Genomic DNA, 7,411 nt, shown 5'->3' on the forward strand with positions numbered 1-7,411 from the left:
AAGTGATATAAAGCTTTGTTTTTTATTTTACGCTTTGACACGCCAATGGTGTAGAATCTAAAATCTAAAATCTAAAATCTAAAATCCCTATGTCCTTCGTTGGTTTGCACATTCACAGCGATTATAGCCTGCTGGACGGGGCGTCTCAGCTACAACAGCTCGCAGAACGGGCGGTGGAATTGGGGATGCCCGCGATCGCCCTTACAGACCACGGGGTGATGTACGGGGCGATCGAGCTAATCAAAGTTTGCCGAAGTAAAAATATTAAGCCGATTATTGGCAATGAAATGTATGTCGTCAACGGCGACATTGAAGTAAAAGTTAAAGGTAGAAGAAAATACCATCAAGTTGTTTTAGCTAAAAATACCCAAGGTTATAAAAACCTCGTCAAACTAACCACAATTTCCCACTTAAAGGGAATGCCAGAAAAAGGTATTTTTGCCCGCCCCTGCATCAACAAACAACTACTAAAACAATACTCCGAAGGCTTAATTGTTACCAGTGCTTGTTTGGGCGGCGAAGTTCCCCAAAACATTCTGCAAGGCAAGCTAGATAATGCCCGCGAAGTCGCCAAAGAGTATCAAGAAATATTTGGAGAAGATTACTATTTAGAAATTCAAGACCACGGTTCCCAAGAAGACCGGATTGTTAATGTTGAAATCGTCAAAATTGCCCGCGAACTCAATATTAAAATAATTGCCACCAATGATTCTCACTATATTTCCTGCAACGACGTAGAAGCACATGATGCTTTGCTGTGCATTAACACCAACAAACTGATTGAAGAAGACAAGCGGATGCGCTACAGCGGTACTGAATATCTTAAGTCTGCTATGGAGATGGCGCAACTGTTTCGAGACCATTTGGATGATGAAACAATCAAAGAGGCGATCGAAAATACCCTAGAGGTCGCAAATAAAGTATCGAGATACGAGCTCACAGGAGAAGCTCGAATTCCCACAATTCCAATTCCCCCAGAACATACAGCCGATACTTATGTAGAAGAAATATCCTGGCTGGGACTCTTAGAACGCCTCAAAGCCCGCACCAGAAATGAAATTCCCCCCATCTACAAACAAAGACTAGAATACGAACTGAAAATGCTTCAGCAGATGGGCTTTTCGGAATACTTTTTAGTAGTTTGGGACTACATGAAATATGCTAGAGATAACAATATTCCCGTCGGCCCAGGACGCGGTTCTGCCGCAGGTTCTCTAGTTGCCTACGTCCTCAAAATCACCAATATAGATCCTGTACACCACGGACTACTATTCGAGAGATTTCTCAATCCCGAACGCAAATCTATGCCAGATATCGATAGCGATTTCTGCATAGAAAGACGCGACGACATGATTAAATACGTTACTGAAAAATATGGCGAAGACCGAGTAGCGCAAATTATTACCTTTAACAGAATGACATCAAAAGCGGTCTTGAAAGATGTTGCCAGAGTTTTAGGTATTCCCTACAAAAAAGCAGACGAAATGGCAAAAATGATTCCCGTCTCGCGAGGAAAACCGGAAAAACTAAAAGTGATGATTTCCGATGCAACACCTGCACAGGAATTTAAAATCAACTACGAAAATACAATTTGCATAAATGCAGAAACTGGCACCGAAGTCCCAGTGCGTCAGTGGATTGACATGGCAATTCGGATTGAAGGAACAAACAAAACCTATGGCGTTCATGCCGCGGGTGTGGTGATTTCTTCTGAGCCGTTGGATGAACTTGTACCGCTGCAAAAGAATGATAATGGTGCTGTAATTACCCAATATTTCATGGAAGACTTGGAATTTTTGGGGTTGCTGAAAATGGACTTTCTGGGACTTAAAAATTTAACAACTCTCCAAAAAACAGTTGATTATGTTAAGCAAACCCAAGATATAGCTATCGATGCCGAAGGCTTACCTTCGGATATAGAGCGCAGGGCTCAAGAGACATTTACTAGGAACAAAAGATTGCCAGAAGATGTAGAAAAAACTTACAAACTCTTAGAAAAAGGAGATTTAGAAGGTATTTTTCAGTTGGAATCTTCTGGGATGCTGGATGTAGTAAAAAAAATTAAACCTTCCTGTCTGGATGATATTTCTTCTATTCTGGCGCTTTATCGTCCCGGCCCGCTGGATGCTGGTTTGATTCCACAATTTATCGATCGCAAACACGGTAGAGAGGTGGTTAAATACGACCATCCGCTGTTAGAACCGATTTTAAAAGAGACTTATGGAACGCTTTGTTTCCAAGAGCAAATTATGCGGATGGCTCAAGATTTGGCGGGCTATTCTTTAGGTCAAGCTGACTTGCTGCGCCGCGCAATGGGTAAGAAGAAGGCTGATGAAATGCAGAAGCAAAAGGAAACATTTATTGATGGGGCGACTAAGAATGGTGTTACTCAAAGAATTGCCGAAGAGTTGTTCGGGCAAATGCTTCAATTTGCAGAATATTGCTTTAATAAGTCCCATTCAATGGCCTATGCCTATATCACTTATCAAACTGCTTATTTAAAGGCAAATTTTCCTGTAGAATACATGGCTGCATTGCTGACTGCTAACAGAGGCGACCAGGAGAAGGTACAGAGATATATTGCTAATTGTCTCAAGCTCAAGATTGATGTTGAGCCGCCTGATATTAATGGTTCTGAACTTACTTTTACGCCATTGCCGATGGAGATGACTAAAGCTGAAAAACATAAAATCTTGTTTGGCATTTCGGCGGTTAAAAATGTGGGTGAAGGGGCTATTGAAAATATTTTGGAGGCGCGAAAGTCAGGGGGTAATTTTAAATCGCTACCAGATTTGTGCGATCGCGTAAATCTCCATTCTGTCAACCGCCGCGCTTTAGAAGCTTTAATTCAATGCGGTGCTTTTGATAAAATTGACAGCAACCGCAATCAATTAGTACAGGACCTCGAAGGGGTGATGAAATGGGCGCAAGAGCGCAAAAGAGACCGAGAAAGCGGGCAAGGTAATCTCTTTGACTTGTTAGGTACGAATAGCTTTGGTCAGTCGGTCAATACCTATGAGTCGGCGCCTAAAGCTAAATTGGTAGATGATTATGACCCACAGGAGAAATTACGTTGGGAAAAAGAATTGCTGGGCTTTTATGTATCAGAACATCCCCTAAAGTTTCTCATGCAAGTAAACCAAGACCCGGATGTTGTGACTCTCGAACAGTTAGCAGATAAAAAGGGGAAAGTATCAGTTATTGTCATGCTCAGCGCTATCAAATTTGTAGTGACAAAAAAAGGCGAGGCGATGGCTATTTTGCAATTAGAAGATTTGACACATCAAATAAAAGCTGTTGTGTTCCCCAAGGCTTACGAACAAGTGAAACCTTACATTGTAGAGAATGCTATCTTACAGATTAGTGGAAAAATCGAGAAAGATGGGGAGGAAATTCAGATACTTGTAGACACTGCAAAGCCAGTTGAAACAGTACAGGTTGCAGAGGAAACCGAGACGGAGGAAATCGAGACGGCCCAACCGGAAATAAAAAACCCTTGGCCGACGGAACCAGTCCACATTGTACGATCGACAAAACCTGTGGAAGTTTTAGAAATGGTGATTGTCAAGCTTACACCGCAGCAAGTACAAGACAGGAAAAAACTCAATGACCTCAAAGCCCTTTTGGAAGAACTTTCCAATCGGGGAGAAGATGCTAGCGTTTCTGTGGGGGGAATTGTTGTCGGTGAATATTCCTGTCAACCCTTTCGCATTAACCGTCAATTATGGGTGCAAAATGGCGAGGGAACTGTTAGCCGTCTCAAGTCGGCTGGATTTGATGCTGGGGTTTTTCCTCTAGACAATCGCGAAGATGCTGCGGTGTTTCGAGAAATGCGATCGCAACTTAATTTGCATTCTTGGGCTAGTAGTTTACTTGATACTGACACCGATCGCCTTCACCAGTATCTCAGTTATCTCGCCCAATTGGCTCTCCTGACTTTATGGTGTATAATGTAACAAAAAATACATTTATTATCATGGACTTTTATTTGGACTATATATTAGACTTGCCTGGAGTGAAGGTTGAAAGTTGTACTCAAATTGATGGAAAAATTTTATTAGGACTGAGAATTGTAGGAGAAGGTATGGTTTGTCATCAGTGTCAAAATTATACCGAACAATTGCATCAGAATCGAGCAATCTTAGTAAGAGATTTGCCAGTGTTTGGTCGTCCTGTGTATTTAAAAGTCCCGCGACGGCAGTTTTACTGTCCTAATTGCCAACGATATCCCACAGAAAAATTAGATTTTTTGGACATGAAAAGACGGCATACTCAACGATACGAACAAAATATTTATGAGCGTGTCAAACATTCGAGCATGGAGCAAATCGGACGAGAAGAAGGACTGAGTTATGACGAAATAAAAGGAATATTCGAGCAGGCAAACAAGACTCAAAAAAAAACGAATTGGGAACCGGTTAAACGAATTTGCCTCGACGAGATAAGTATGCGGAAAGGTCAAGGAAATTTGGTGACGGTTGTTGCTGACATTTCCGAAGGTAATTTAATTGAGATGATTGATTCTCATCGCTCTGAAGAAATCATTGAAGTCCTTATGAAACAAGCAATTGAGGTTCGGGAACAAGTTGAAGAAGTGAGTATTGATATGTGGGGAGGATTTCCTAAAGTTATCAAAAAAGTATTTCCCAAGGCTGAAATTATTATCGATCGTTTTCATGTGATGAAAGTAGTTAATAAAGATTTGAATAAATTACGTAGAGCAGCCGGAATAACAGATAGGCAAAGTAAATATTTATTGTTAAGTAATCGAGTAAATTTGAATCCTCTTCAAATTGATAAATTAGAATTGGTACTAGGTAAGTCAGAATGCTTGAAAATTGCGTATGAGATGAAAGAAAAATTTAGAGAAATATATGAAACTAATTTGACCGTCAAAAAAGGGCAGACAAAAATCAAAGAATGGCTAAATCATGCACAAGTGTTTTTTAGACAATCTGCATCAACAATTGAAAATCATTTTGAGGGTATTTGCAACTACTTCCTTAATCGCACAACAAGTGGCGTTATGGAAGGAATCAACAATCGAATTAAGTTGATAATGCGCCAAGGATATGGCTTTTCTAATTTTAATAATTTTAGGAATCGCGTATTAGCTTGCTTCTGTGATTAGATAAAATTATAACCACAAGTTCAGGAGAGCCGCCCAATTAAACAGACGCCCGCCAAATTAACACTTCGCTGCCATCCCCACCGGTGACTAAAGTTTGACCGTCAGGACTAAAAGCCACCGGATTGCACCCCGCAAGAGAGCACAAACATTCTCCTGTTTCCAGGTTCCAGAGTTTAACCGTACCGTCTCGACTGCCGCTAGCAATAATTTCGCCATCGGGACTCATCGCCACCGAAATAACCGCATCAGAATGCCCCCTCAAAGTATTAATCAATTCCCCTGTATCGGCATTCCACAATTTAACAGTAGCGTCGCCACTTCCACTGACAATCATCTTGCCGTCTTGACTAAATGCGATCGCATAAACCCAATCTGAATGACCGAAAAAAGTCCGTACACTCTCCCCAATACCTACACGCCAAATCTTGATAGTTGTGTCAGCACTGCCGCTGGCAAGCATCATACTTTGAGGGCGAAAACTAACAGATAAAACCTTGTCTGAATGTCCCGAAAGTTTTTGAACCAATGCTCCGTTGCGCTGGTTCCACAATTTAATACTCTTGTCGCCGCTGCCACTCGCAATCGCTCCAGAGTCGCAACTAAAAGCCACCGAGTACACGGGACCGTACCGGTGACTGTACGGCGAACCAAAATCGCTATAAAATTCGCGAATCATCGCCTTTTTATCCAGCTTCCACTCAATGACTTTTCTGTCAAAACTGCCGCTAACCAGCATTCTCCCGTCTGGGCTGATTGCCACAGCATCAACCGTTGCGGAATGGCCGAAAAAAGTATGGATGAATTCACCTGTTTGCAGGTTCCACAGTTTAATTGTTTTATCATCGCTGGCGCTAGCGAGAATATTGCCTTGAGGATTAATAACAACAGCATTAACCGAGGCTGAATGGCCGTGGAGAATGCGCTCGCACCGCCAGTTATTAGACAATAATGTCGGATTGCTAGCGGATGGCGCAACATGAATCTTGTGGCGCGGCGCGGCTGAGACGGCGGTTGCTGTATTTTGCTGCGAGTTAGTTACTGGCGAATTAATAGCTATTTTGGTGAGAGAATTATAACTGATTTGAGAGCGGGGATATTGCCCAACCTTTACCAAGTCTTGCAACACTTCAGCAGCGGATTGATATCGCTCTCTTACCGAATCTTTGAGCAATTTATTCAAAATAGTTGCTAATTTGGGGCTGACTTTTATGCCTTTTTGCGCCAGGTGCGATCGCCAAATCCATTTGCACTCCAAAGCATCGAACAAATCCTTCAAAACCGCCCCAGTTAGCAGGTGAATGCAGGTAACGCCCAAACTGTAAAGGTCGCTCGCCGGATAGGCTTTGCCGCTGCGAATTTGTTCGATGGGCGCATAGCCAGCAGTTCCAGTTATCGTCCCAGTTTGCGCCTCAGAAAAGCCGCTAATGTGCTTAGCAACTCCAAAATCTACTAGCACAAACTGACCCCCCCTCGCCGAACCCTGTAATGCAGGAGATTCAGGCACAATTATCCCTTGTATACCACCAGAAGATTGAGGTAAAGAAGCCCCTCCTTTTCCTTTACCAGGAGTCGATCTGCCATATCCCGCCGCAGCCCCCAAGCTTTGGGGAGTTCTCCGCAGAATATTTTCCGGCTTAATATCTCGATGAATCACCTGGTGCTCGTGAACAAATTGCAAAACAGGCAACAAATTGATCAACAATTCCCAAATCTGTTCCTCGCTAAAAGCTCCCCGCTGCTGCAACTCCTGAAACAAATTATTTCCCTCGATTAACTCTTCCACAAGATACAGGCGTTTGGCTTGTTCAAAAGAAGCCAGCAAAGTTGGAATCTGCGGGTGTGCTCCGAGTTCGTGCAGCCGGTGAGCTTCTTGTTTGAACAGTGCAGTTGCCTTTTCTAATTCTGCCTTTTCTTGAACTTGGGGGAAAAATTGTTTGATGGCGCAGCGAGTTTCCAACCTATCTTCATCGACAGCTAAAAAAGTTCTGCCAAATGTTCCTTCACCGATAGGTTGAAGGGCGCGATAACGCTCTTTCAGTAGCAATTTTGAGCCGCACGCCAGACAAAACTTGGTTGAGTCAGGATTCTGCGGCTTTTGGCAATGGGGATTGAGACAATAGCTCATCTTTTTTCCGGCCTGGAGATTCCCACCACAGGTGACAACTCCTACACCAACTGAGTACAGTATGGTGTAGGCTTCTCAGTGACTCCTGCTATTGCATAGGACATTAACTGAGCTTTAAGAACGGGTTGCCCCACCGCTCTATTTTTGATTACTAT

The 7,411-nt window shown here is 42.7% G+C and carries 3 protein-coding genes; 2 read left to right on the forward strand and 1 reads right to left on the reverse strand.

What is annotated here, in order from left to right; translation table 11 throughout:
• Positions 1-89: 89 nt before the first annotated feature.
• Positions 90-3,956: a DNA polymerase III subunit alpha gene (locus QUB61_RS27615; RefSeq protein ID WP_333122237.1), complete on the forward strand. Its 3,867-nt coding sequence runs from the start codon at positions 90-92 to the stop codon at positions 3,954-3,956.
• 20 nt (positions 3,957-3,976) lie between these two features.
• On the forward strand, positions 3,977-5,131 hold the full coding sequence (locus QUB61_RS27620) for an ISL3 family transposase (protein ID WP_333122233.1): 1,155 nt from the start codon (positions 3,977-3,979) through the stop codon (positions 5,129-5,131).
• Between the two features lie 37 nt (positions 5,132-5,168).
• Here QUB61_RS27620 and QUB61_RS27625 read toward each other — a convergent pair whose 3' ends face one another.
• The gene (locus QUB61_RS27625) at positions 5,169-7,256 is read right to left on the reverse strand and encodes a serine/threonine-protein kinase (RefSeq protein WP_333122228.1); all 2,088 of its coding nucleotides are present in this window, start codon (positions 7,254-7,256) and stop codon (positions 5,169-5,171) included.
• Positions 7,257-7,411: the final 155 nt, after the last annotated feature.

The sequence above is a fragment of the Microcoleus sp. C2D2 genome (assembly GCF_036702495.1).
Classification (GTDB): Bacteria; Cyanobacteriota; Cyanobacteriia; order Cyanobacteriales; family Microcoleaceae; genus Microcoleus.